Raw genomic sequence first — 26,927 nt, 5'->3', positions numbered from 1 at the left:
GCGCCTGTTTTCTCAGGGCTTGCCTATACCTATACCAATTTTTTGCGCAAAATTCTAACACGAAGCCATGTTTGGCCCATGCCTAGCCAACGGCACCAATCTGATGCGACAGCGCGGCACTCAACTGCCGGATCAGGTCGTAAAACTCGCCCATCGGCTCAAACAGCTGATTGTGTTCGTAATCATAGCCGTGCTGAATGTCGCTCTGATAGGTCGATGCCTCCCCGAAATCGTCGGATACCTTGCCCTGCATCTCTGGGGGAAATGCCCGTTTCAGCGCAGCGAGTGCACTGTCGATATCGAGGCTGAACAGCTGGGCGCGCACGTCATCCATGGTGACATCGGGCTGGCTGGTGAATTTCGGCACCCGGGTCGCGAGCACAAACACCGCCTGTATCAACGCCAGACGCAGGGCATGGGTAACCGCGAGCAGGACCTGATCGACCTCACCCACCTGCTCCCTCGCCCCGGTGGCAGCTTGCCCGGCCAGACACTGGCGCAGGATCAGGGCATCATGGAGCAGCGCCTGAATCGCTGGCCAGACGCGGGTATAGCGTTCCGACTGCTCAAAATATTGCGCGAGATCCTCAAATGCCTCGGCATGGGCGCTGCCATGAACGGCCTGACGCAACCACATGGCCGGATCGACCATGGCGATATAGCCCAGAAACGCATCCAGATTGGACCGGCTGAACGCGGACGCGGCCAATGCCATGAACTGACGGCACCGGTCGGAATTGCCATAGACCTCCCAGAACCGTTCCTGATCCCGGACAATCGCACCACCGATCCCGCCACAGCTGTTGGCCATATAACCCATCTGCTGCAGCACCGCATTATGGGGGATAGCGCGTATCTGGCTGACGCTGACCAGTTCGGTGCGACCGCCCTTGTCATGCTGGCGTTTGACCGCCCGTGACCCGGTCGGATAGATCAGATTGGTGCCGAACAGCCCGAGCAAGGCAGCGTAATGCGGGTCTTTGGCCAGACGGTCATTGAAATCCGCCAGCGCGATGAAGAAATCGAGGGAATAATCCGTATCCCGGTAGAAGGCGTCATCGCTCTCCCGCTCCAGGCTCGGCAAACGTGCGCCCTTCTCAACCACCGCCCCGGCTTCCGAGCGACCGGGGATCGAGCGGAAACCATGCTCGATCAGCCGGGTCATGGTGGCAAAGGCAATATCGTCGGTGGCAAAGAACAGATAACCATCGCCGCCCTGAAAACTGACCTCCTGCTTCACGGCGATGCCGAGGCGCTTGAAATATTCGCGGTTTTGCGGCGGGAAGACATGATCCAGCCGGGCAGCAAACGATCCCGGATGACTGCCCCGGCCGATTGACTCCCCATGGGTGTCGAAAATCACCAGATCAACATCCTGAAACCCGCGGGCGGCCAGCAGGCGACCGATCTTGATCCGTAAGCGCTCAATGGCAAGCGAGGCCGCCACCTGTCCCAGATAACGACCGGCATCACTGAACCCGGTCTGGATGCACAACCGCCCACGCTTGCGGACATAATCCACGTAATGCTCGTTATCGAGCAGCTCGGCGATCAGCTGGTCCCCGCGCTGCAGGGCGGCATCGGTCTCGAACAACGGTGATATGTCGAGCACATCATCAATGCCGAACAGGCGGGCGAAATAGAGCGCGCCCAGAACCGTCGAGGCCTCCTCGCACTCGGCGATCAGGAAGCGCACCGGGGCCGAGCGGTCGATATGTTTGAGCATCTGGGCGACGAGCATGAACAGCCGCTTCGCCGAGGTCCGCTCGGTCATGATCGAGCCGAAATGGATGTCCACCGGTTTGACATCATCGAGCAGCCGGTTGACCGCCCAGGCCCGGCGGCGACGGCCCGACTTCTTCTCCACATCAATACGGTCGGTCAGCTCACCACGAACCGCATTCATGATCTGGGTCGCGTTCAGGCGCACATGGGTATGGGCCATGCCCAGCCCATAGATGGTCATCTCCGCCCGCAGGATTGCGATCTGGCAGGCAACCGCACTGTCCGGCTGCACCTTCAGCGCATCGGACAACAGGGCAATCAGCTCATCCACATTGGTCAGGCGGTTGTCGCCATCGCGATTGATCGCCTTGCCGAATGCCTGCACGGCAACCGTATCCTGTGAATCCGCTGGTAACGCCGTTATGTCGTCATCCACCACCCGCCGGGCATATTCCAGACGGCTTTCGAGCAGTTTCAGAACCGTACTGCTGCCATTTGCATCGTCCGTGGCTGCATTGCCGAGTATGCCCCGAACGGCATCCAGATAGCGCACCAGTTGCTGTTGCTGAACGAGCAGCCGGGCACGGAATGTATCGCTCCACCGGATATCCGAGCGCCCATCGAGGTCATAGCCAACCCAGCTTGCCAGCGTAAACGGCTTGGGCATCAACTCGGTCCAGCGATCCGGGTAGAGGTCACGCACTTCCTCGATCAGCAAGGTAAGGAACCGGCGGATCGCATTCTGGCTATGCTCGAGGGCGAGGATCGACAGCTTATGTTCGTCCTCAAGGGTCACACCATCGACCCAGCCCTGCGGGCCGGTGCCGAGAGCGATCAGGATGTCGCGCAGCGCCGCCTCATCAAGTGTCTTCAGCCCGCCATAATGGCCAACCAGATCGGCAAATACCGCGCGTCGATCACGGGGCAGCAGGAAGGTCGGATGGGCAGTGAATACAAGGCCGATCAGCTCCCGCTCACCCCGAACACGAAACTCATCAAAGGGCCGGCGGGTATTGCCATCAGCCTGCAGCGACAACTCCCGTACCAGTTCGCGCAGCAGGGCGCTGTTCTCATCCGGGGTGATAGGCGACAGATAATGCGCCTGATGCCGGGCCCGTTCCTTGATGCTCTCGACATTCACCTGTTGCACCAGCAGGGCGGCACTTTTACCGGTCAGATCACCGTCGAGAATGCGCTCCGAGAGTTCATTGGCCAGCACATGGATCGGGTTACGCAACGGATCGTCATTATCGTCATTGATCAGCGATCTGTAGCGATCCACCAGATCGGCAATCGACAGGTCAGCAGCCTCGGTTGGTATAATACCGGCGGCAGGCAATTCGGCAGGTTCGGAAGGCATAAGAGGATACTGACTGTCGATCTTGCAGGAAATACCGCAGCATTGCAGCGCAACATCAGGGGATTGTAAAGACAACTATATCGCTCGTCCGCCCTCTCCCGTTGGATTTTAAGGGTTTCAACAATCCCCGCTTTCGCCATAATGTAGGCGCACTCTCTTGTTGTGGTTGATCTACAGCGTGACGAGATAAAGTTCAGTCGGGGCAAACGACGCGGTTGGCGAAAATAGCCGATTATGGGACTGGTAACCTGCGATACGGATGGTATCGGACTTTCCGATGCCCGAATGCAGGCATAAAAAGAGGCACAGGAATCAGGTGACACTTGTTCGAGGGAAAAAATCTGCTGCCGGTATTCTTGGCTACACGGCAGCGCTTGCCATCATGCTCGCAACCCCGTTTACCCTGTTGCCTCATGGCAGTGCCCATGCGCAGGTAACCGAGCTTGACCAGACACCAAATTCAATCGGCCTGCCGCGGGCAGCCAGACTTGACCCCAATGCTGTCATCAAGGCCTATTATACCTTTATCTCGGCAGGACAATTCAATGAGGCGATAGACCTGCTCGGCCCTTCCTTCGGGCTCGATGCCATGCGCGCCGTGACAAGGGAAATGCGCAACCTCAATGACATGATCCGCAAGGGGGATGTTGCCGTCTCTCTCGACCGGATTGTCAAACAGGGCGATTGGGCCTTGGCTGTACTGATCGTCGACACCAGATCACCGGATGGCAGCAAGAAGAAGCTGATCGCCGACCAGTATCTGCTGTACCTCAACAATATGTGGACGGTGATCCCGAAACAGCTCCGGCAAGACCCGCAGTTTGAGTCATTCTACGACAGCAACTCGATGCTGCTCTATAACTGGTGGCAAGAGAACCGCGATAAGATCAAATCGGAAATTCTCTCCAACTGATCGGTCGAACACCCAAGCCTACAGCTTCGGGCGCCGCTGTAGACCGGCATCGGTGTCCGGCGCTTTCGGCTTCGGGTCATCCATCATAGCCAGAAATTCCCGCAGCTCACGTTCGGCATCCGCATCGTAGCTGAGCCCCAGACTCTTGAGTTCGCGCTGGACGAGGTTCTGGGTATCGCGGGCCGATTTCTCGACCAGTTGCTGGCGATAGCGTTTGGCATCACTGCCGGACGTGACATAGCCATGGTTAATCCCGTCATCGAACAGTGCCGCCGCCATGTAGTTCGCCTCGCCCGCCTCTATCCGACCGCGACTGTATTGGGTGCCGAGCACATGCTGATGGTGATGGGTGTTTTCATGTACGACCGTGCCGATCACCTGCTCCGGATCATTCCAGAAATCCTTGTACTGGGTGTTGACGGTGATATTGCCACCCGCCCGATAATTGCCGCGCAGCCAGACATCCTTGCCCTCGATGTTATAGGGCGGAATATCCTTGCCCACCACCGTCGCTGATTGATGACCGGCAAGGCTGTTCTGAACATCAGCCACATGCTGCAGCAGGCCGATCCGTGCGGTATCATCCATCCGGTGCCAGTTCTGCAGACCACGCTGCACCGTCTTGTCGCTCATCAGGGTCTTGACCAGCGTGCGCCGGAACCTTGCCTGCTCCTCGTAATAGGGCTTACCGGCATCAATGCTGGTATGGAGCACAAATCGCGCATCATTGATTTCAGGCGTCAGCTGATCCGCCTGTTGCAAAGCCTTGAGCATCCGCAGATGGGTGTCAGGGCGCATGAACATGACCCCGGCCATCTCGGTATCATTCATGGCGTTGATGAACTCTGCGGCCTTTTCGGCCTGTGCCTGACAGCTTAACGGCGCTGTCGCCTCAAAAAATGCCTGTTCATGGGCAATATCGCCCATGGGCTCGAACTCGCCATTGCCAAGGACAGCACGTTTCAGACGCAGCAACCCGTCACGGGCGGGCTGATACTCCGGCACGGCACCGAAGACCCTGACCAACCGCTGTCGACCATGATCGGACAGTCCCTGCACGACAGCATCGGGACAACTGTTCAGCTGATGGACCGCAATAAAGATTTGATCATCGGGTGCGGCCTGATCGAGCAGATGATGCATCCGCTGCTCATGGAATGAAACCGGGGTTTGCTGCTCGGCCATACGCAGCAGATCAAAGGCGTTGCCGGTCTCCCGTGCGCCCGGCCTTTTATCTATCTGTCTGTTCTCTGCTTCATATGGTTCGGCCACAGCCTAATCCCTGCTCATCCCTCTTACTGCAAGCGTATCATACATCTCTGATGCAAAGGAACTGATCCAATATGCCGGATGCAAAATCAGTCAAACTGCTTTTGCCCCCATTCCTGATCGGCATGCTCGATAAAGCCGGGAATATCCTTTTCCCATTTGTCCTGCACCGCGTCATTGTAGTTCAGGTACAGCTTGTCATCGACGATATGCCAGTTGTCGGGGTCGGCGCTGGCGAAGTTGCCTTCAGCCATGGCCCAAGCGCAATAACCGCCATATTGTGGTGCATAGGCTTCGGGATCGGCCTTGAATGCCGCCAGATTATCCGCCGAGTTGAACCGCCATGTGGCGCCATGCCACTCGGTCTCGAAATCGCTGCTGCCCTCAACCGGCCTGCCTTCGGTGAAATAGGCCACGGGGTCATAGCCTGAGACGGCAAGGCTGCTGAGAAACCCGGTATAGACCGGCGGCTTGTCCTCCGCCGCCTGTGCTTCATGCCCTGACGTCAGAATCACTGCCCCGACCACCAGAGCCGCGGCAAACAGCATTGATCCTGCAAAGCGTCTGTAATTCAGCATTCTATTCTCCATCTCTCTGCCTGTGGCTTTAACCGGATAATAGTGTCTGCTGCGCTCACACGCCCTTCACATTTGCTTGTCAAACAAGTGTACCGCAAAGCAAAACCGCGCCGTCACGATGAACGGCGCGGTCTGGAGTCTCCTTGCTACAAAAAGCAGATCAGGCCGGTTGCTTGGTCACCCGCAGATATGGCAGCGGCTGGGTATAGTCGCCGAAGGTATCCTTTGCCTCATCATCGGTAATGGCGGGCGTGATAATGACGTCGTCACCCTGCCGCCACTGGGCCGGGGTTGCGACCCGGTGCTTTGCCGTCAACTGGATGGAATCCAGTGCACGCAGGATCTCATCGAAATTACGGCCTGTGGTCATGGGATAGGTCAGGGTCAGCTTGATCCGCTTGTCCGGTCCAACCACAAATACCGATCGCACCGTGGCATTGTCGGCCGCTGTACGGCCTTCCGAGCTGTCGCCCACATCGGCGGGCAGCATGTCATAGAGCTTGGCAACCTTGAGGTCTGGATCGCCGATCATCGGGTAGTCGACCTTGTGACCGCTGAGGTTCTCGATATCACCCTTCCACTTGTTGTGGTTCTCGACCGGGTCAACGGAGATGCCGAGTATCTTGGTATTGCGCTTGGCAAAATCCTTGGCCAGCCCGGCCATATAGCCGAGCTCGGTGGTGCAGACCGGGGTAAAGTCCTTTGGGTGACTGAACAGAACCGCATAGCCATCGCCAACCCAGTCATGGAAGCTGATCTCACCCGCCGTGGTTTCGGCAGTAAAATCCGGGGCGATGTCGTTGATACGAAGGGACATCGTTTATTCCTCTCATCTGATGGAAATATTGCGACCGAAACAGCCGCACTCAAAGATAGAGGTAGTAACAGAAACCGCCGTTCTCAAGAGAACGGCGGTCACTAAGTCAATTCGGTCTGTGGAACACGGCAGCCCTAGAGCTTGTTCTGGTCCACAGTTCCTTCTTCATCGGTGATCTCCAGCCACATGGCGTTCAGGATGCCAACACAGGCAGCCAGACCAAGGCCGAGGATCCAGGCGAAATACCACATTTCCTTATCCTTTCCTGATTGAAGCCTAGTACCCGGAAGCCGGGCTGGCGTGTTTATTGACCTCTTCCTCGGTCACCGTGCCGCGCATCACCCAGAAGACCCATGAGGTATAGGCAAGCACGATAGGCAGGAACACGATGGTACAGAACAGCATGATAATCAGCGTCATATAGCTGGATGATGCGTCCCAAACCGTCAGGCTGCTGACCGGATCAATGGAAGAAGGCATGATGAACGGGAACATGCTCACACCCACTGTCGCGATGATACCGAACAGGCTTATACCGGAAGCGACATAGGCGAGACCTGCCCGCTTCAACCGGACCAGCAGCAGGGCCAGAATACTACCGGCAAAGCCTGCAATCGGCGCGATCAGGAAGAACGGATAGGTTGAGTAGTTGTTCAACCATGCGCCGGTCTCGGCCACAGCCTCTTTCGCCAGCGGGTTGGATGGACCGTTGCTGGCGATCTCGCTGACGATGGTATAGCCATCGATACCTGCAGAGACCCAGACACCGCCAAGGGCGAACAGAACCATGGTGACAATCGTTCCGATGGAACCGACCAGACGACCGCGGCTGGCGACCGGCTCATCGGCCTTGAGGGCCAGATAGATACCGGCATGGGTTACCAGCATGGCGACACTGACCAGACCACAGAGGATGGCAAACGGGTTCAGCAGGCCGAAGAAATTGCCCTCATAGAAGGAGCGCATGGTGTCATCGAACCGGAACGGCACGCCCTGCAGGACATTACCAACCGCGACACCGAAGATCAGGGCTGGTACGAAACCGGCAATGAACAGGCCCCAATCCCAGGCACGACGCCACTTCGGATTGTCCAGCTTGTTGCGATACTTGAATGCCGGTGGTCGCAGGATCAGCGAGGCCAGCACAACGAAGATCGCCAGATAGAAGCCGGAGAATGAGGTTGCGTATACGGCGGGCCATGCGGCAAAAACTGCACCACCACCAAGGATCAGCCAGACCTGACTGCCCTCCCAGTATGGCTCAACGGTATTGAGCACGATCCGGCGTTCGGTATCGTTCTTGCCAATGAACGGCACCAGGGTACAGACCCCGTAATTGGTGCCGTCCATGATGGCGAGACCGATCAACAGGACACCGAGCAGCAGCCACCAGACGAGCCGCATGACGTCATAATCAATCAATTCCAACATTGCTTAGCCCTCCCGGCTTGCAGATTGCGGTGCCTTGTCGGCATTCAGGGGTGCAGCCGATCCGGGGACGGCACCAACCATGCCGCCACCGAGCATCGGGTCGCTATCGGTTTGCTGGTCAGGTTTGGCACCGTGACCCAGCGCACCTTCAGGCCCCATAAGGATATATTTGCGCATCAGATAGACCTCGATCACCGCCATGGTGCCGTAGAACAGCGTGAAGGCGACAATGGTCAGGACAATGTCCACAATGCTCAGGGAAGAGACACTGAGCGCTGTTGGCAGCACACCGTCCACGGTCCATGGCTGACGACCATATTCCGCAACCAGCCAGCCAAGCTGAATAGCGATGAATGGCAGCGGCAGGCTCCAGAAGGCAATCTTCATGAACCATGTCTTGGTGTGCAGCGTACGCTTGGCCGCAAGGAAGACCGAGAAGGCGAAGAACGCGATGAAGAACATGCCCAACGCAACCATGATACGGAATGCCCAGAACAGGGTCCGTACATCCGGCACGGTTGAGAGTGCTGCCTTTTTCACCTCGGCATCGGTCGCATTTTCGATGTCCTCACGGTACTGCTTCAGCAGCAGACCATAGCCGAGATCCTGCTGATGGCGACGGAACATCGCCTGCGCACGGGCGTCATCGGGGTTCTCCCGAATAGCCATGACCGCGTCATAGGCAAGGATACCATCGCGAACACGCTGTTCGGCAATCAGCACCAGATCCTTGATCCCCGGCATTTCCTCCGAGAATGAACGGGTGCCAATCAACCCGAGTACATACGGCATTTTGACTTCGAAATGGGTCTCCTGCGCTTCCTGATCCGGAATGCCGAAAATGGTCAGACCGGCAGGTGCATCTTCGGTTTCCCACATGGCTTCCATGGCCGCCATTTTCATCTGCTGGTTGTGAGATGTTGTGTAACCGCTCTCGTCACCCAGCACGACGACAGACAGGGATGCGGCAAGACCAAATGCCGCCGCCATTGCCATGGACCGTTTGGCAAATGCAAGATTGCGTCCCCGCAGCACGTAGAAGGCGGAAATGGACATGACAAAGATCGCGCCCATCACATAACCTGCACTGACCGTATGGACGAATTTCGCCTGCGCAACCGGATTGAGCAGAACAGCAGCAAAGTCTGTGACCTCCATCCGCATGGTCTCGGGATTGAAGCTTGATCCGACAGGGTTCTGCATCCAGCCATTGGCAATCAGAATCCAGAGCGCGGACAGGTTCGTACCGATCGCGGTCAGCCAGGTGACAACACAGTGCTGTACCTTGCTCAACCGCTCCCAGCCGAAGAACATCATGCCGACCAGCGTTGCCTCGAGGAAGAAGGCCATCAAGCCCTCAATAGCCAGCGGCGCACCGAAAATATCGCCGACATAATGGGAGTAATAGGACCAGTTCATTCCGAACTGGAATTCCATGGTAATCCCGGTCGCGACACCGATCGCGAAGTTGATGCCGAACAGCAGACCCCAGAATTTGGTCATGTCGCGCCAGATCGGACGATCGGTCATCACATAGACCGTCTCCATCATGGCGATGATGATCGACAGGCCGAGGGTAATCGGCACAAACAGGAAGTGATACATGGCCGTCAGCGCGAACTGCAGCCGTGATAGTTCTATGACAAGCGGGTCAATCATGGGACATGTCCTTTACGTGCCCGGGTACGAAGAGAGTTGAACCAACCGGCAAAGCACTCTGGAACTGCAGCACAGCCCTCGGGATACTTTGCCATTGCCGCCTTTATGCGCGTTTCCAAGGCAATGGGCTTTGACCCATATCAATTTTGTTCTCTTTTCCAGACATCATTGCGCACAGCGATTAAGCCACGGTTATTACACGGTAATATTTGCTGTGCTGATGGCGCATTTAGTCGCTATATATACTTAAGCGTTTACCGGTGCTGTCGAATGCGCTTTTCAGTATATAGAGTGCGCGTAAACTGGGTACCCATCCGAACCAACTGGAACGACTTTTTCGTGAATAAATGTGCTGCCCGAACGGACATGTCGGATACTGGCAACAAGCGCCAGCCCTCGACTGTTGCCACACATACAGAACCGAGCCAGTGCGCGGCCTGTGCCGCCCGACAGGTCAGCCTCTGTCAGGCCATGCCGAGTGAGGACATAGCCCTGCTCGACGAGCTGGCGGCCAAGCATACGGCAGCCAAGGGTCAGACCTTTATTTCCGAGGGCGACGATGCTGTCTCCCTGTTCAATATCACCGCTGGCACGGCCAAGATTTACAAGCTGCTCGGCGATGGCCGGCGTCAGATCATCGGCTTCCTGAGCGTCGGCGACTTCCTCGGTCTTGCCCCCGGCAGCCGGTATCCCTTCACCGCCGAGGCGATCACACCGGTCCGTTATTGCCAGTTCAAGCGTACCCGGATGGAGCAGGTGTTTACCGAATACCCGGCCATGCGCCGGAAAATTTTGGAAATTGCCTCGAATGAGCTGGCGGAAGCGCAGGAACAGATGCTGCTGCTCGGTCGCAAGACCGCGAAGGAGAAGATCGCTTCCTTCCTGCTCGGCCGTGTGCGCCGCGCCCAGCGGCTCGGTGGCGGCGGCAACAGCGTCGATCTGCCCATGAGTCGCCATGACATTGGTGACTTTCTCGGCCTGACCACCGAAACCGTCAGCCGCTGCTTCACCAGCATGAAAAACGACAACATCATCAAGCTGGATGGCGCTTCACTGGTTCGGCTGGTGGACAAGGCACAGCTCGAACAACTCGCCAGCGGCAATCACTGATTTAAGCAACCGGCGACGGGCTTAATCAAGTGTTCCGGGAATCCGGCAGTAATACATCTTGGCCCGCCGGAAGATCACGTTATTGACCAGCACATCAAGCCGCAGGGTATTGGGCGCGACCGTGACCAGTTCGTTGATTTTCACCTGCCCGTCGGGCGTGTGATAGCCCATCTCCGGCTCTTTCATCGACAGGGTCATGCCCATGAGTGACGGGCCGCCTGATACCTGAATGAAGCTGTTGCGCTGATCGGTCGGCTGTACCTCATAGGTATAGCCATCGGTTGGCGTCTCGAGCATGCCGGTCAGACGATAGGTATTGGGCCGATCGGAGAAGTCCAGTTCCTCAAGCCGCAAATCGGGTGGGGAACAATTCAACCCGCGTGCCGAGGCCGCATATGGCCGGGTGCGCAGGCGCAAATCCTTGGCATCGACGCCGCTAAGGCTACCCCGGCGCCCATGAACGGTGCGGGTAATCTCGGTCGGGCGTGGTGCCTTCTCAATCAGGGTCGGGTCTTCAAAAACCGGGGGCGACAGACGGCGGTTGGTTAGCGGGTCCGGTTCGAGGAACACGTTTCCAGAGCCGACTGCCGGGCCGGGATTGTCGAATGGCGATGGCGGTGGCTCGGGAATATTGGTCGAGAATGAGGTCAGCCCAGCCTGTGCCATGGCTGGCATACCGGCACCGGCATTGCCATCAACGGGACGCAGTATCGCACCGTCAAGACCGCCATTGCTATCTCCGGCACCAGAGCCGGAACCGCTGCCACCACGGGCAACCTCGCCATCACCGCGATCCGTCTGGTCATTGCTGCCAAAGGTATCGAGCGTATCGCGGGCACGCTGGCGTTCCTCGGCGGCGGCTTCGCGATCAGCCTGTTCGGCCTGTCTGGCCCCCTCGACAAGGTCCGGCGTCGCATCAAGGTCACGACCGAGCTGCTGGACATCCGCCTCGGTAATACCGGTGATGGATGCAGCCTGCGCACCGGATACCAGCGGCGTGTCGCTCGACTGCGCGTGGCCGACAGCTGGCAGGGATGACAGCAGCATCGCCACCACAACAATTGCCGTACCGGATTTCAACAGGGCAGCCGTGCCCGAATGGGTGTATTTGGTCAACATCATCGCTCGCCTGCAGGCGTCCATAAAATTGGCATTACAGACCAGCCTGATCGCACGGGTCTTGAAGTCAATGACCTATCGTTCGTCCGGCTATCGGCAAGGGGCGCTGTTACCGGACTGCGCTACAACCCGGCAGAAATGACCATATTACAGAGAAGTCAGGCAGAAGACTTAAGGCGCGAAACCGGGTCTGCTGGCGGGTTTGGCCTTCGGTGCGCGCGATTCGCGCCAGGCCGAAACCTCGGAACTGTTCACAACCGATTGCACGGCAGATTTGGCACCGTGCTTCGCACCATGATCCACGGCTCCAACCATCATATCAGGCAGGACCTCGATACCAGTGGTCTTTTTGACCGCATGGCTTAGCAGGCCGACCTTTTCGGTGGCCGCACCCTTGGTGGCAATGATTGTGCCAATGGCAGCAGTACGCAAGCCGGTACGGACAAGCGCATCACGGGCACCAGCCATATCCTGCTTCTGGCGCTCAAGCCCCTTTTTCCAGCCATGCTGGACGATATTGGCAATGATATGCGGGGTGGTAAACTTACGGCTCTGCCAGAGATCGGCAGCGGTCTCACGGCCCCAGTTGATGACACCATCAACAACACCGGCACCTTCAGAACTCTTTGACGGTTGAATAGCTGTAGCAGACATTCGTGTTCCCCCTACCCGTTACCCCTTAACAACAATGCTATGGGTTATCCCGGAAACATACAAGGGCATATTACGGACAGGTCATATCCCGATCGGCCACGGTCGGGGCTGATCCACAAAGAATGGTGCCATAGCCCCCCTTAAAGCCTCGGTTTCCGCCAGTTTTTGCTCAAAGCCAGCCCAGTCATCATCCTCGGCAATCCGCTGCCAGAGCGCCTCGATTTCATCATAGAGCAGGGTTACGGGGCGCGGATTCTGCATGATGTCGGTCACCAGCGCCTCGGCCACCGCCGGATGCGCACCAAACCCCGCCAGCGCCTGCTGCACAGGCTCAAAACCGGCACTTCGGTATAGTGCGCCGTCAGGCCCGGCCATGGCCCGTTCGGCACTGCCAGCGCCGCCTAGCCAGTCATGGAAGAACTGATCGGGTTGCTGTTTGCTCGCATGCAGATATTGGAAAACAGCACGGACCAGTTCTGCAACTTTCTGCCCCGCCCCGACCAATCCGAGACGGCGGCAGAACATGTCATGCAGGGCCGGTTCAAACACCTGATCGAAAATTGCGAGGGCCTCGGTCAGGGCATCACGATCCACCAGCCCCAGCAGGCATTCGGCCAGACGGCAAAGGTTCCAGTGCACCGCCTCCGGCTGGCGGCCATAGGCATACAGGCCGGTTTCATCGAAATAGGCCGCGGTAAAGCCCGGCTCATAGATCGGCAGAAACCGGTATGGGCCGTAATCGAAGCTCTCACCGGTAATGTTGAGATTGTCGGTATTGAGTACGCCATGGACAAAACCGGCGACCATCCACTGAGCGCAGAGGCGGGCTGATTCAGCGGTAATCCGGGAGAACAGTGACAGCGCACGTCCGGCGGTACTCTCATCGGTGATCTCCGGATAATAATGCTGGCAGCAATAATCGATCAGGCGTTCCAGCCCGACCTGATCCTCCGTAACCGCCAGCCGCTGAAAACTGCCAATGCGGATATGGCTGTGGCTGAGCCGAACGAGCACAGCAGAGCGGGTCGGTGATGGCTCGTCATGGCGCTCCAGCGCCTCGCCGGTCTCGATCAGCGACAGGGATTTCGAGGTATAGACACCGAGTGCCTCAAGCCGTGCCGTCGCCAGCACCTCGCGCACCCCGCCCTTCAGGGTCAGGCGCCCATCGCCGCTGCGGGAATATGGTGTGCGGCCACTGCCCTTGGTGCCCATATCCAGCAGCCTGCCATCGGTCAGATCCCGTATCTGGGCAAACAGGAAGCCGCGCCCATCGCCGATATCCGGGTTATAGACCCGGAACTGATGACCATGATAACGCAGCGCAAGCGGTTGCTCGAAACTGCCGGGGAATGGCTGAAAACGACCGAAATGATCAACCCACTGCGCATCACGCAACCCATCGAGACCAATGGTTTCAGCAGCCCGCCGATTGCGATAGCGCAGAATATGTTGCGGGAACTTGGCCGGCTCGACCGGGTCAAAGAATGTCTCGCCCAGTTGCCGATGCAATGTTTCAAACCGAGCGGGCATTGATGATCCAGGTTCCGGGAAGCGCTAGGCGCCAACACTGTCTACACGCCAGCATTAACAGCCTAGGTCTTAACCGGCAACGCTGGTCGGGGCAACCTGTCGACGGTAATCTGTTGTTGGCAACTGGCGCGGCTCGAACAGTTCCGGCTCCGGTTGGGTATTAGAGACCGGACTGGCGATCATGTAGCCGCCGCCCCGCACCGTCTTGATGATCCGGGGCCGTCCGCGATCCGACTCAATCTTGCGCCGGATATTGGCGATCAGCACATCAACGCTGCGGTCATCCGGGCTCCAGCCCCGCCCACGGGTGGTGGAGAGGAGATAATCCCGCGTCAGCAACCTGCCGCGGGCATCCACAAGGGCGTGCAGCAGGTCGAATTCCGCCGCGGTCAGCAGAACCTCACCGCCATCACCCTGCAGGGTGCGGTTCTGCACATTCAGGCAGTAATCGGCAAAGTACAGGCAAGGTTCATCCGTACCCGGCGCATTCTGGCCGTTGCTCTGAAAACGGCGCAGGATATTGCGGATACGGGCTACCAGCTCACGGGAGTTCACCGGTTTCTTGATGTAATCATCGGCACCGAGTTCAAGTGCCACGATACGGTCGCTGGCCGAACCGGAACCGGTCAGCATGATGATCGGAATATCCGAATAGTTCCGCATCTCACGCAATATCTCGATCCCGTCACCATCGGGCAGCTCAATATCCAGCAGGATCAGATCGATGGCCGTGCTCTCGACATAATGGGCCATCTCCAGAACCGTACGGGCCACCACCGGTTGAAAGCCTCGGCGTGCCAGCAACTCACTCACATACTCACAGAGGGTCGCATCGTCATCAACGATCAGAATGCGATCAGTGGTCGTCTTGTTATTTGTGCTGTCAGTGAAGCCGAGTGTGCCCATCTGTTTTCCTGCCTGTTTTCGAGGAAGCCGTGAAAACATGACATCACAGGATAGTTAACACCGGGTTATTTTTCGTAAACCGCAAACAAGAAATATAACCACAAACATACAATTCAAAACATGACGGCAATCGGCGGTTTACAGAGCCATGAGAGACTGTCCTGACTTTATAAGTATGGGCGTCAGACAAAGATTAATCATGGTTAACCCGATGTTAAGGAATACCCCTTTATGATCCTAGGTAATGTTGGACCAATAGGTTTCTAAAACATGAACATGAACACCACATCAAAACCTGCAGAAGGCCCGGTTGCGGATGATGGCATCTCGAGTATGGGGGCATCCGTTACGGCCAAGGTGGTTGTTATCGTTGACGACGAACCGATGGTCGCGACGGTGACGCAGCACTGCCTGCGCCGGGGTGGTTATGAGACCGTGGTGTTTGATGACCCGGTGGCAGCACGGGACTGGCTTGAAACCCCCGAAAACCATGCCGACATGATGATTACCGACCATGCCATGCCGCAGCTTACGGGTACTGAACTGGCGAGATCGGTGCATGAATTCCGCCCGGACTTGCCGGTCATTATCTGTTCCGGTTACGTCAATGCGGTTTATGAGGAAACCTCGATCCCCGATAATGTAAAGGTCGTTCTCGCCAAGCCGGTGCCAACCAACATGCTGCTGCATGAGGTCGAGAAGGCCACCCGCTCCCGCTAATCCTGATTATTAGTATTCAGCCGACTTTCGGGTTGCGCTTGCCACCGGGCGTTGGGCTCGGCTGGGTATTGGCAGGCTCCGACAGCGATTTCAGGCTGCTTGGCTTGAGCTGCTTTTTCAGGTCGAAATCCGTGCGGCTGTCGCCGAGGAAATCGCGCGTGATCGAGGCATCGGAAATCACCGTATGGCTATTATAGGCCATGGTGTCACGGCTGACCGGCTTCTTCAGGTCGATCAGGATGATTGTCTCGTCACTGGTTGCCCCCGGCCCCGTCGTGCGGCGCTCACGGATCAGTTCATCGTCAAACATCTTGGACACGCGGGACATCATATCAGCAGTACCGGCATAGCCATATTTCTGGGCATGCTGATCGGTAAATTTCCGCGACTTCACCGCTTCGCGCAGCTGACGCAGGGTAATCTCACGGACAGATTTGATCTCGCCCTCGACTTCCCAACCGTTTTCCACGCCGTCGCCATCGGTTTCCTGGAACCGGGCCGGACCAACCGCTGGCACGAACTCATATTTGCGCATGATCAGACCGGTTTGCGGCTTTGAGGTATAGCCGAGCGTCGGGCTGACCATAGCTTCAAAGTCCTCGGCCTTGCCAACCTTGACCGACTGCATCTTCGCGTCAATGTCACGGGTATTGGCCAGCGGTGCCAACTGCTCGACGGCAACTGCCAGCATGCTGCCATTGTTGCGCGGCAGTACGTACCCACTGTCGTGATACTGGGATTCCGCCTTGCGATAGACTTCAGGGAAGTCGCCTTTTGGCGGTGCGTTGGAGACATCAGCACCGGCAGCAAGATACATCTTGCCGGTTTCGGCACCGCGCAGCACCAGATGCTTGCCAGCGGCAAGTTCTTTCGCCAGATCAACGCCTTTCGGGCCATACATCAGCAGGAAGCGGTCAGCCACTTCCGGATCGCTGAGCGGCTCTTCCAGATGGCGGTCCGGCACATCGATAACGATGGTGTCCTTTGCGTCGACCTCATGCTCGATATACTCGATCGGGAAGTTGGTCTTCGGATCCCAGCCCATTTGGACCTTGGCTTCATCAGAGAACGGAAACTTCTTCGCCCGCTCCTGCAACCAGTCCCGCAACTCGACAAGCATCTGCTCGGCATCATCGGTACCGGCGGCAAATTCATCGAACTGCCCGACCTCATCAAATTCGGGATCGGCACGACGGTCGGTGCCACGACGCTCGTTTTTCAGGATCTTGTCGATCTCTTTCAACGCGCGCGGAATGGTCATCAGGCGCTGATCTTCCGGATCAAGGTTCGGCATACCCTGCTGGTAATGCGCGATCTCGGACTGCATGTACTCTTTCCATGCCGGGCCGAGGTCATCGATTTTTCCCTCATCCCAGAACATGCGGGCAATCTTGCGCGTGGTCGGTGCGCTGCGCAGCTGTTCAAACTTCACCTCCAGGTTGCCGGCATCGAGGCGCATATGCAGTTCCTGCGGGTGCATCTCGATCAGTTTTTCGAACGGCACCTGGTTGCCGCGCGCATCCTGTACTTCATAGCTCATTGAATAATCATGGAATTTTCCCATCAGGGATTTGCGCATCTTCCATATTTGATTAACCGCCTGTTCGGCAGTTTTCACATTGGCCGCGACCTCGAACTGGCGCAGGATTTTGGCATCATGCCAGCCATAGCGCTCGAGCCCTTCCTTGGCTTTTTTCATCTTGGCCTTGAAATCGGCGAGGCCGTCTTCGCGATCAGGGTCCCATTCGAGGGCATCCGGCTCGATCGCGTGCTTCAGCATCCGGTCGACATTTCGACCGTGGTTCCGAGCGTCTTCCGCTCTCTGATGCAGCGCGCGTGGCAGCAGTTGCGGCTCACCGTGACGATCCTTGACCGTGTAGTAAGGCAAATCGCCGACACCGGTAAAAATCTCTTCTTCCGGCAACGCATTGGGCAAATCATGGGCGCGTTTGAAACGCGGCTGTGCCTTGTCCCATGCCGTCATAACCCGCTCGAGAAACACAGGGTTTTCCAGCATGTAGTGGCGGTTTTCTTCCAAAACCTCGGGGTCATAGCCCTGGTTCTGGCCTGCCTCGAACGCCATCTCGGCGCGAACGACATTCGGGTTCTTGCGCAGGTGCTCGGTCTGGAACAGGGCGTCGGCCGAGAATTTCTGCTCCTTCATCATGGTGGTGAGCTCTTTCTCACTCATCTCCATGACGCGCTTGCCACCATAACGGTAGTTCGGCAGGTCAACATCGAGGCGGATAAACAGTGCGTTTTTGAAATCGCCCTGCTCTTCATCGATATTGACCAGCATGCCCATATGACCGGTCGCACGGCCACGCATGACCCGGCCAATGCCCAGTACAGGATTGTCTTCAAAGCCATCGGCACCGTGGACGAAATCCTTGGCACTATCGAAATCGGCCATGACTTCGGCGTGTTTCACAACATCCGGCGCAATCCGGCGCAGGAAGGTCTTGAAACCGAGGGTTGCCAGCGCATCGAGCAGCGCGCGCTTGTGGCCTTTTTTCTCATTGTATTCAGAGCCATCGGGCATCCGCGCACCAACCTCGATACCACGTTCGGGCACGGCATGATTGGTATTGGCAGCCATCAGGTCCTGCAGGCGGAAGCTCTCACCACCCCATTTGCTTTCCAGGGTCTTCATCCCCTGCTCACCCTGCGGACCGTAAAGACGGACCATCTGGGCCAGCTTGTGCACATCGTTTCGATAGGCACCGGAACGGCGGGCATCGTTCTTCTTGGTATGGGTCAGGAAGATGTCGGGCATCCCGGCCATGTCAAAGGCGCCCCACATCCACGGGTCATCCGCACGGATGCCATAGAAATGGGTGACCTGAATGGCGGAACGCATCTTGCGCCATTTTTGACCGTCCTCATCCTCATAATCGGCTTTACCCGTGGTCACAGGGATCGAAACGTATTTGCCCTTCTCATGCAGTCGCGCATGCTTCACATCACCGTTTTCATCGCGGAAATACATCTTCCGCACGGTTTCTTCCTTGCGCGCCTTGCCACGGGTTATCGGCGTAATTTCTTCTTCATCGGTCAGTTTGTCATAGACCTTGCGCGGGGCATTGCGCAGCGCGTCGGCAAACTTGCCCGCCAGAATATGCTGGCTGACACCGTTGTCCCAATCCTTCGGACCGCGTTTGTTGACCAAGGCCGCCTGTGGCGCGATGGTCCGGTGATCCGGCACCCGCGCATCGACCTCAAGAGTATCGACCACGCGACCGGCGAGATCGGCTGTTGCAGCACCGAGATCAAGCACCGCATTGAAGTTGCGGTTGGTGTCCACCGTTTCCGTATCATAGACAACATCGGCGACCTGACCACGCTCAAGCAAATGGCCGATTTCATCCCATGTGGGGATGTAATCATCGGGTATCTGCGTTGTCGGCTTGTCAGTCGCCATGATGATGATCTCGTTGATAAATTCGGGTTTCGGGGGTGCCGTTATCTCGACGTAATGACTATATCATTCACTGATGAAACTACCTCACCCTGTCCGCCGCATTTTTGGGGCGGGCATCGGGGGCAGATTCGGGCCGCGATCACGACGTTCCGGTATCGGACGTGAACGATCCTTGCGTGACGGCTCCGGACGCTTCACCGGACGGCGTGACTGCCATTCGCGCACGCGCTCGGGGTCCTGAACCGGGAAGTTGGCTTCATATTCCTTGTTCTCGCCAGCCATCAGACCATCACGACGCTCACCACCGCGACGCTCGTTTGACAGGATGCGCTTGGCTTCCAGATGGCCGCCGAAGAACTTGCCGAACTTGCGGATCAGCTTGAACACGACCAGCGAGGCCGGCATCCGACCGATGCTCTGGGCATCAGCCTGTTCCGGGGTAGCACCCTTGTTGATGCTCAGCGCCTCGAAGTTCTCGACGATCCGGTCCTTGGTGTTGAGACCGATTTTCTTGAACAGGCCAAGGGCACGGTTGATCGATTCCGGATCGGTGACGTGCTGTGGCTGGGCGATATCGGGGCGGATCAGGTTGGCGAAAGCCTCCACATCCTTCTCGTTACCGTGACCGGAGCTGTGCAGCCCCTTATTCAGCACGGTGAGTGACCCATCGGTTTCGGTCAGCAGCTCCACACCCTTTTGTTTGCCATAGAGGGTTTTCAGACGCTCGGCCTGATCACCCTTCAGGTTATGGGCGCGGAAACCGTCACCCATGGCGACCACAACGGTGTAGTTGCGATCACGGGTCAGGCGATCAATCAGTGCCTTCTGGTTCTTCTCATTTCCCGGAATGGATGACTGGGAAATGATGATAACGTCGGTATCGGCGCTGATCGGCACGGCGGTATGGCGGTGCTTCGGATCAGCCTCGAACAGTGAGCGACCTTCGGCGATCTTGTTCAGTTGGGCTTCCATCTCGGCCATGCTGCCCTGGGTACCGGTCACCGGAATAATGCGGCGCGCCGGATCGTCACCCATAATGCGGGCGGCGGTTTTCGAGGTACGGCTGGTGCGCAGGGTGGCGGTAAAGCGCGGCAGACGCTTATCGACCTTGCCGTCCATACCGGCAATCAGGGCCCCCAGATGCTCATCGGCCTCTTTCATCTCATCATAGAGCATGTAGACCGGACGACCGACCAGCGGCTTCATGAAGCTGTCCTTGCCATGCTTCTCGTAATCATGGTTCTCACGAACCATGCCATGATGGCGACGCTCGGTGATCCAGTCGATCGCCTTCAGCGTGTTATCAACGACAGCCTTGCGCCCATGGGCAGGACCTTCGGCTTTTTCCTTCTCAAGGGCTTCTTTCAGTTCGCCCAGACGCTCGTCATACACATGATCGAGATAAATCTGGATATTGCCGCCATCGGGATTTGGCTCAACCACATGGTAGTTCACACCGAGCACGTTGTTGGTGGTTGCGGTCTGCTCAACCGAGCTGCCGACTTCCATCAAATTACGACCGGTATGCGTTGCGATACGCAGGGCTGATTCATAGCGATTGTCGTTGGTCGAGATCATCGCCATCAACACGCCCTTGTCCTTGAAGACGCCGTTGAGCAGCTCGTTCATGTTGTGCTCAACCTCAGGCTCGGTTACTGCCCAACCGCGTTTCTTGACTGAGGTCACATCGAAATCAGCAACCGTATCCTGACGATCCACATCAGCAGGATCAAGATCGGGCTCACGCTCGGCAAGGCCGCGCAGGCCACGAGAGAAGAACTTCTGATCGATCCAGGTCGCGGCCGGCTTCGGACCGTCATAGCCCTCTTCCATATAGCGACCGAAACGCATGTCACCGGGGTTCAGATAGGAACCGAGAATATTGTTGCCGAAACGACCGATGTAGCGGAACGGCGTGGTGCGCGCAGAGTGCGGGGTCGCGTGTGGTGACCACTCGACTGTCATACGCTTGGTGCCATCCTTCTCGATGTCGATCGCACCTTCCTTGGTGATGGCCTGAAACTTCGGCCAGTCCTTGCGCTTTACGTCATAATCGTTGAGCGACTTCTCGATCGCCCGGATCACATCAGGGGTGGCATGGAAGGTTTTATCTTCGAGCAGCCCCTTACGCGCATAGATCGCGATACCGTGGGCGTGATCGAGGTGACGGTGGGTGATGAACCAGTGGTCGACCTGCTTCAGCCATTCGACAACATCCGGCACAGCACCTGACCATTCGGAGCCTTCCTTCGGAATGAACATGCCGAGATCGTGACCAACGGCGACACGATCGATCTTGCCGTCCTTGTCCTTGCCTTCATGGACGATGATTTTGGTCGAGCCGATCTGGTCACCGAAATCCTCAACGATCTCGTCGCGACCGTTACCGAGCAGCGAGACCATGTACATCCGGCCGCCCTCTTCCAGCGCTGGTGGATCGGGCAGAGGCTCAACCAGATCGAGCTGATCGAACTCGGTCAGGTAATCCATGATTTCCGGATAGTCCCGGCGGCGCAGGGAATGCATAACCCGGTTGAGGATACCGAGACCACGCATCCGGGTAACGGTGTCCACATTGAGCAGGTCTTCGCCGAGGATATTCAGCTTGTCGAGGCGGAAGTTCCGCTTACCCTTCCGGCTTGGATCATCACCGGGCACACGGCTCCAGTGTTCCTGTGCCAGATCGTCGATAGCCTCACCCTGCACCCCTTCCGGCACAACGCCGGGCTCGATGCTGGCCTTGACTTCATGGCCCTTGGTATTGGTCTCGATGCCGACTTGCGAGATGAACTGCATGGCGGTATCGGGGTCAACGGCGGAAACCGGACGCTTGACTGCCGTGATCTGGCGATAATCAAGGGTGTTAACGCCACGACCATCAAGGGCGAGCGCAACAGATGGTGGCACCTCAAGGTCGAGCGCTTTCTCAGGGCTTTGCCCCTGAATGGATGGCGCGAAATCAAACCCGCCTTTTTCATCCAGACCGATAATTGGCAGCTTCTCGCTAACCACCTCATGCATGTAGGTATCTTTGAAGATCTTGGCGACTTCGGGCAGTGTTCCTGCACGCAGCGAGGTATTGATCCGGCGCGCTGCCTCGAGCACGCGGTTGACCTTGGCAATGTCGCTGACATCGATTTCACGGCCCAGAACCCACATGCCGGTAATCGAGGTGTGGTTTTCATCCTTGCCCGGACCGGTTTCAATATTGATCAGGTCCTGCAGACGCTGGCCGCCATTTGGGCGCATCCGCCAGTACTGGATTGTCATGTCACCGATATTGCCGCGGGTATCGCGCTGGCTCTTGGTGACAACGGCGGCAGCACCACCGGTCCTTGGATCAACATCCGCTTCTGCCAACAGAACCGGGAAGCGCTTTTTCTTGTTCAGGGTGGCAACGGTGGTATCGAGCTGACGGGCAGCGAATTTGAACAGTGCCGGGTTGGCCTCGTTGAACGAGCCAAGCAACCGCAACTCTTCGGGATCGACATCAATGCCAAGCTGGCTTGGCATGAAATCGGTTGCCCATGAATGTACCGTTTTTTTGTTGCCTGCTGCCACGGGTTACTCGCCCTTTTGCTCGACGGTTGCATTAAAAAACTTATCAAGAGACTTGATCGGCGGCAGATAGCTGCGGCGCAGTGATTGCGCAACACGGGCCAGCTCTGCCAGCAGATTGTCCAGATCATCGGATGCCAGAGTCATCACCTGACCACGCCAGACACATTTACGAATGCCCATAACGTCGCTGCTGCCGCGACGCGCGAGGGTCAGGCGCAGAAGTTTTGAGGTGCTGGCACCGGTATCAGGTGCCATGCGGTAGCCATCAAGCGAGATTGCGATCTGCTTGCCTGCCAGATCCTGCTCAAGCCGCATGCGCAGCCCGGCGAGAACGCCGGTGTCGACATTGGTGCGGGTTGCGACCAGTTTTTCGCCCGGATTGATGTGCAACCAGTCAATCACGCCCTCGGCATCAAGGACACGTTCAGCAGTGCTGTTCATGTTGGTGCTCATTTGGTTGTGAAGGGTTGATTGCTGCATCACTCTCTATCCTTACCCGGCGGTTGGACGGTTCGGTTGGTAGACAGTGGTCTTGCCAGGGGTCCGGCGGGTATCCCACTTGTCGCGTGCAACACGCGTCGTACGGGCCCGCAGGTAATCCTCGTTGAGGTCCTTGATCCGGCTGTCGTCAAAGCCGCGCGCGGCATGTTCGATCAGCAGTGGACGGACGCGATCGCGGATTTCCTTCAGTTCCGCCATCTCCGCATGATTCTCATCACGCATATGGCTGGTAACCGACGGATGCGCCTTCTGGGCTGAAATCTCGACGCCCTTGCGCTTGCGATAGGTCGGGTCGACCTGACGGTCATAAAGCTCGAACAGACGGGCCAGCGCCAGCGACTGCTCCGGCACTGCAACATCGTTCTGAATGCCCTTCTCGACGAATTTGGCCAGTGGCTTGATACGATCTGCGAGGGTCATTTCGTGGCCGCGCTGGTCAAACACGATGAAGTCCTGACCGGAGCCGCTCTCACGCGGAACGAGACCGGTCTGAACCAGCGTTGCCCGCACCATGTGCTGAACATAGGACGGGGACTGCTCCCAGCCATCCATGGCAACCATGCGATCAACGCTGCGGTCGATCATCTTGTTGCGGAAGGCGGCACGGGCGGCAGAACCGACCTTGTCCGTACCGGGGGCAACCACACCCTTGCCGTTTTTGGCAGAGGTCTCGAACATCTCGTCCAGCTCGGCGCTGGAGCGGATGATGCCCACATCGAACTGGCGGCGCAGCATATCGGTGGTGCGCTTGATCTCGCGCACGTTCTGACCGGCGATCTTGCCGAAGCCCTTGCCCTTGGCACCGGGCAGTTCGGCGATATCCTCGATACCGTCGATTTCAGCAGCGTTCAGGGCGGCATTACCGGTTTTAGGGTCGCCGAGAACCAGCGCGATATGTGGCTTGGCCGCTGGTGGCAGGGCGGTTTCGGATGCCGCGAGCAGGAATGGCAGGATCAGCTTCTCACGGTGATCGAGGCGGCTGTAGGTATCGTCCTCGAACAGCACACTCTTTGAATCTTCACCGAAATAGTCACCTTTCAGGCGATAGATCTGAATGTCAGGCGCGGTTGCCTCGAAGCCACCGAACGGTTTCTTCGGCTGCTTTGTGCCCCAGCCATCGAACGGGATCTGTTCCTGCAGCTCGGTTGCCGGCTTGACGCCCTTCTTGCCTTTCAGAAGATCGGTTTTCCATTTCTCACCCAGATCCTCGAAATCGATCTGGTCAGCGTAGTTGGCCAGGAATGGGCCAAGCTGAGCTTTCAACTGCTCAACCTTTTTGACCTCTTTCTGACTGCGCTTTTTAAATGATGAATGCAGGTTGTTTGTATCGATGATGCTCGGCTTGCCGGCCTTGGCAGCCTCGATCTGATCCGACATGTGCATCAGACGCACCAGAGTCGTGGCACCGACGCTGACATCGAAGCCTTTCGGCGCTGCCCAACGGACGTAATTGGCGACGCTCTCGATCCGGCGGGCGAGGCTGACATCGCGGCCTTTGCCATCCTTGACGTCCATATTGTTGGCATCGCGGCCCGGTACCACACCGGCCTGAACCGATGCGCCATACATCAGCTCCCAGTTGGCACCGCGAGAGAAGTTCGGGTCACCGGAGAGCGGCTGGCGCTTTTCAAAGTAATGCTTAACCGGGAACCAGAGGGCCATGTAGTCCTCTTCTTCCCACTTCTGGCCGCGGCTGAAACCGGCATTGGCACCGAACTGGTGGACCATCGCCTGCAGACCGGCCGGGGCAATCGCGATATCGTTCGGATAGTCGCGCATAACCTGACGGGACAGCGCCAGGTTGCGGTCGGTATTGGGTCCGTAGACGCGCTCGGCGACAATGTCGGAACCGGCAAATTCACCGAGCTTGACCGTGGTCAGCTTCTCACCGGACTGCTTGAACTTGTCCCGGTGAACATAGGCAAGACGGTGACCTTCGATACCACCGGAGATGGAGCACAATACGTAGTTGCCCTGCTGGCCGCCGGTTGAGGCCTTGACCGCACCGAATGCCATGCGGATCTGCTGCTTTGCCCGTTCCTTGTACTCTGCGCCCTGCTCCGCGAAGTATTTGTGCGGGAAATCGTCATAGATGTACTTCTTCTTACCGTCGAAGAAGTAGTCCATGATCTCGTCTGCTGACGCAGAAAGCGGTGGGGGCGGCGGCGTAGCAGTCTTGGCGCGTTTGGACATGTGTCAAAGCTCGTGTCGGTCTTGGGGGGGAACATGCATTTTTTGCAAGGGGGTCATGCACGCTGTTCTTGCATCCGTTACACGATGCGCATGTGAAAGTGTCAAAGATTGCGGTGCAAAAAGAGTTTCCAACAGTCAAGCGCCATAACGACTTAGTGGCGTTTCGTATGCCTGACGCACGAGAACTAGAGCCGCGCATTGACGAATAACAGCTATGTTTTCTGCGCATAACAGTGCTTATACACGTACCACTTTGACATGCCCGACCGCTCGGCTAGTGTGCTGTGGAAAAAAAATGCTGCCGCTGCTTGGACTCTTGAAAAAACATGACTCAGCTAACCCTGCCAAAATGGTTCGATTTTCACGCCCATATGCGTCAGGGCGCCTTACTGGCCCCGATGATCGAGGCGCATCACGCCATGGGCTGTTTCGGCTTTCTCGCCATGCCCAATACCAAGCCACCGGTAGCGAAGGTTTCGGAGCATGAGTCGCTCGACTGCTGGAGCATCGAGGGTTACCGCCAGCAACTGCTCGATGCCGGTGGTGATCGGTTTGACGACATCATTGTGCCGCTCTACCTGACCCGCGATACAACCCCGGCGATGATTGAGGCAGGCGCAAAGTCCGGCCTGCTGCGGGCGGCGAAATACTATCCGCCCCATGGCACCACCGGGGCCGATTTCGGCTATCCCTTCGCCGAGTTCCTGACGAACGATGTATTCAAGGCCCTTGCCGATAATGGCGTGACCCTCTGTATTCATGGCGAACAGCATGGGCTGGAGGCCGAGGACTACTTCGACCGCAACACCAATGCGGAAGAACAGTTCTATGCCGAACAGATGCCACGCCTGATCGATCAACTGCCGCATCTACGGGTGGTCGGTGAGCACATCACGACCGAAGTGGCGGCACATTTCATCGCCTCCGCGCCGGAACATGTGGGGGCCACCATCACGCCCCAGCACCTGCTCTATACCGTTGGGCACCTGCTGAAGGGCTGCAACTACCACCTCTACTGTCTGCCGCTGGTCAAATACGCGACAGACCGTGCGGCCTTGCGGGCCGTGGCAACCGCGCCGGACAACCACAAGTTCTTCGCCGGTACCGACAGCGCTCCGCACACCAAGAAGGTAACCCCATGCGGTTGTGCCGCCGGGTGCTTCACCGGTTATATCGCGCCACAGCTCTATGCCGAGGCATTTGAGAGCGCCGGGGTCGATCTCTCAAGCGATACGGGTATTGCGGCCTTTACCCGCTTCCTCTGCACCAATGGCCCGGACTTTTATCGCATCCCGCGCTCAACCGAGATGTTCTCAATTGAGAAAGAGCAAGCTACTGTAGATATTGTTGAAATCCCGAACGGCGATCCCGGCGAGGACAAGGTCGTACCGCTGCCGGTCGGGCTTGGCCAGAACACCATGCCATGGCGCATGATCCCGGCGTAACCGGGCGCGTGCTGA

19 protein-coding genes are annotated in these 26,927 nt (G+C 57.4%); 4 read left to right on the top strand and 15 right to left on the bottom strand.

What is annotated here, in order from left to right; translation table 11 throughout:
• Positions 1–82: 82 nt before the first annotated feature.
• A complete protein-coding gene (locus CBB62_06805) occupies positions 83–3,085 on the bottom strand; it encodes a hypothetical protein (protein ID OUT42010.1) in 3,003 nt (1,000 codons plus the stop codon).
• Between the two features lie 382 nt (positions 3,086–3,467).
• Here CBB62_06805 and CBB62_06800 point away from each other — a divergent pair, with 382 nt between their 5' ends.
• Positions 3,468–3,998, top strand: coding sequence for a hypothetical protein (locus tag CBB62_06800; protein ID OUT42009.1), 531 nt, complete (start codon positions 3,468–3,470; stop codon positions 3,996–3,998).
• Between the two features lie 18 nt (positions 3,999–4,016).
• Here CBB62_06800 and CBB62_06795 read toward each other — a convergent pair whose 3' ends face one another.
• The 6 genes from CBB62_06795 to CBB62_06770 form a co-directional block, all read right to left on the bottom strand.
• The gene (locus tag CBB62_06795) at positions 4,017–5,270 is read right to left on the bottom strand and encodes a hypothetical protein (GenBank protein OUT42008.1); all 1,254 of its coding nucleotides are present in this window, start codon (positions 5,268–5,270) and stop codon (positions 4,017–4,019) included.
• A gap of 86 nt (positions 5,271–5,356) precedes the next feature.
• Positions 5,357–5,815 (bottom strand): YHS domain protein, encoded by a 459-nt coding sequence (locus CBB62_06790; protein OUT42681.1) that lies wholly within the window; start codon positions 5,813–5,815, stop codon positions 5,357–5,359.
• A 190-nt stretch (positions 5,816–6,005) separates the two neighbouring features.
• Positions 6,006–6,662, bottom strand: a complete 657-nt coding sequence (locus CBB62_06785) for a peroxidase (GenBank protein ID OUT42007.1) — start codon at positions 6,660–6,662, stop codon at positions 6,006–6,008.
• Between the two features lie 134 nt (positions 6,663–6,796).
• Positions 6,797–6,913, bottom strand: coding sequence for a cytochrome bd-I oxidase subunit CydX (locus CBB62_06780; protein ID OUT42006.1), 117 nt, complete (start codon positions 6,911–6,913; stop codon positions 6,797–6,799).
• A 25-nt stretch (positions 6,914–6,938) separates the two neighbouring features.
• Positions 6,939–8,093: a cytochrome d ubiquinol oxidase subunit II gene (locus tag CBB62_06775; protein ID OUT42005.1), complete on the bottom strand. Its 1,155-nt coding sequence runs from the start codon at positions 8,091–8,093 to the stop codon at positions 6,939–6,941.
• A gap of 3 nt (positions 8,094–8,096) precedes the next feature.
• On the bottom strand, positions 8,097–9,752 hold the full coding sequence (locus CBB62_06770; GenBank protein OUT42004.1) for a cytochrome d terminal oxidase subunit 1: 1,656 nt from the start codon (positions 9,750–9,752) through the stop codon (positions 8,097–8,099).
• Positions 9,753–10,118: 366 nt separating this feature from the next.
• Here CBB62_06770 and CBB62_06765 point away from each other — a divergent pair, with 366 nt between their 5' ends.
• The gene (locus CBB62_06765) at positions 10,119–10,862 is read left to right on the top strand and encodes a hypothetical protein (GenBank protein OUT42003.1); all 744 of its coding nucleotides are present in this window, start codon (positions 10,119–10,121) and stop codon (positions 10,860–10,862) included.
• A gap of 21 nt (positions 10,863–10,883) precedes the next feature.
• Here CBB62_06765 and CBB62_06760 read toward each other — a convergent pair whose 3' ends face one another.
• The 4 genes from CBB62_06760 to CBB62_06745 form a co-directional block, all read right to left on the bottom strand.
• Entirely contained in the window at positions 10,884–11,984 is a 1,101-nt protein-coding gene (locus CBB62_06760; protein OUT42002.1) for a hypothetical protein, read from the bottom strand.
• A 168-nt stretch (positions 11,985–12,152) separates the two neighbouring features.
• A complete protein-coding gene (locus CBB62_06755; protein ID OUT42001.1) occupies positions 12,153–12,635 on the bottom strand; it encodes a hypothetical protein in 483 nt (160 codons plus the stop codon).
• A gap of 81 nt (positions 12,636–12,716) precedes the next feature.
• The gene (locus CBB62_06750) at positions 12,717–14,165 is read right to left on the bottom strand and encodes a selenoprotein O (protein ID OUT42000.1); all 1,449 of its coding nucleotides are present in this window, start codon (positions 14,163–14,165) and stop codon (positions 12,717–12,719) included.
• A 69-nt stretch (positions 14,166–14,234) separates the two neighbouring features.
• Positions 14,235–15,110 (bottom strand): hypothetical protein, encoded by an 876-nt coding sequence (locus CBB62_06745; protein ID OUT41999.1) that lies wholly within the window; start codon positions 15,108–15,110, stop codon positions 14,235–14,237.
• Positions 15,111–15,341: 231 nt separating this feature from the next.
• On the opposite strand from CBB62_06745, the gene CBB62_06740 reads away from it, so the two are divergent.
• The gene (locus CBB62_06740) at positions 15,342–15,791 is read left to right on the top strand and encodes a hypothetical protein (protein ID OUT41998.1); all 450 of its coding nucleotides are present in this window, start codon (positions 15,342–15,344) and stop codon (positions 15,789–15,791) included.
• A 16-nt stretch (positions 15,792–15,807) separates the two neighbouring features.
• Here CBB62_06740 and CBB62_06735 read toward each other — a convergent pair whose 3' ends face one another.
• The 4 genes from CBB62_06735 to CBB62_06720 all read right to left on the bottom strand — a co-directional run bounded on the left by CBB62_06735 (position 15,808) and on the right by CBB62_06720 (position 25,401).
• Positions 15,808–19,212: a hypothetical protein gene (locus CBB62_06735; GenBank protein OUT41997.1), complete on the bottom strand. Its 3,405-nt coding sequence runs from the start codon at positions 19,210–19,212 to the stop codon at positions 15,808–15,810.
• Between the two features lie 84 nt (positions 19,213–19,296).
• Positions 19,297–22,773, bottom strand: a complete 3,477-nt coding sequence (locus CBB62_06730) for a hypothetical protein (protein OUT41996.1) — start codon at positions 22,771–22,773, stop codon at positions 19,297–19,299.
• Positions 22,774–22,776: 3 nt separating this feature from the next.
• Positions 22,777–23,253, bottom strand: a complete 477-nt coding sequence (locus CBB62_06725) for a hypothetical protein (GenBank protein ID OUT41995.1) — start codon at positions 23,251–23,253, stop codon at positions 22,777–22,779.
• 12 nt (positions 23,254–23,265) lie between these two features.
• Entirely contained in the window at positions 23,266–25,401 is a 2,136-nt protein-coding gene (locus CBB62_06720) for a hypothetical protein (protein ID OUT41994.1), read from the bottom strand.
• 392 nt (positions 25,402–25,793) lie between these two features.
• Here CBB62_06720 and CBB62_06715 point away from each other — a divergent pair, with 392 nt between their 5' ends.
• On the top strand, positions 25,794–26,912 hold the full coding sequence (locus CBB62_06715) for a dihydroorotase (protein OUT41993.1): 1,119 nt from the start codon (positions 25,794–25,796) through the stop codon (positions 26,910–26,912).
• The last annotated feature ends 15 nt before the right edge of the window (positions 26,913–26,927 follow it).

Source organism: Micavibrio sp. TMED2, assembly GCA_002168225.1.
Classification (GTDB): Bacteria; Pseudomonadota; Alphaproteobacteria; order TMED2; family TMED2; genus TMED2.
The sequence above is the reverse complement of the archived record's forward strand: the minus strand, read 5'-3'. Positions and strand labels throughout refer to the sequence as shown.